The sequence below is a fragment of the Providencia sp. SP181 genome, assembly GCF_050446505.1.
Taxonomy (GTDB): domain Bacteria; phylum Pseudomonadota; class Gammaproteobacteria; order Enterobacterales; family Enterobacteriaceae; genus Providencia; species Providencia vermicola.
On the sequence record NZ_JBBPXM010000041.1, the window covers coordinates 1 to 616 of the forward strand.

General features: G+C 33.8%; 1 protein-coding gene. It reads left to right on the top strand.

Translation table 11 applies throughout. The features are described from left to right. Nucleotides 1–84: 84 nt before the first annotated feature. Nucleotides 85–432 carry a hypothetical protein gene (locus AABS66_RS21630; protein ID WP_430225488.1) on the top strand — a complete coding sequence of 116 codons (348 nt, stop codon included), beginning with the start codon at nucleotides 85–87 and terminating at the stop codon, nucleotides 430–432. Nucleotides 433–616: the final 184 nt, after the last annotated feature.

The following is a 616-nucleotide window of genomic DNA, read 5'->3' on the forward strand; positions in this document are numbered from 1 at the left end:
TCATTTTTTATTGCCTGTTAAAAAATGATGGTTAATAATAAATGATGTTGCAACCTTGTGCACTATATTCCTATAAGAGGTGTTATGTATAAAAAAATTATATTCGTGTTATCAGTCATCGTGCTCTGCTCATGCACGAATGAGCACCTACATGATACTGATTCCTTAGCGTATAAATCTGACAAGGCTGTGATAGCAGTCTCTCCGAAAAATGAAAGTAAAAAAATATTAATTAGCTACCAGCCGACACTGAAATCTAAAATAAAAAATGATATTGATAAATCAGGAGCTCATGTTACTTACGATCTGAAAAACATGAATATTTTTGTTATTTCTGTTCCTGCTGAAATGAATGAAAAATATATTAATTACTTTAGGTCTGTAGATGGAGTATATGGAGTTCAAGAAGATAGCGTTATGCATCTGAACTGAGTATCATGGAGTCTTAGCGCTATTTTAAGCACTAAATTAGGACACTTTTCGGGCTTGTTGCAAAAACTACCTAAGTGAGAAACACTCACACTATTGATTATCGCTTTAGGTTAAATTCATGTCACCAAACGAGTTTAAATGGAAACATTTTGCCCCACTATCATCCTTTGGTGCTTGCGTTGGT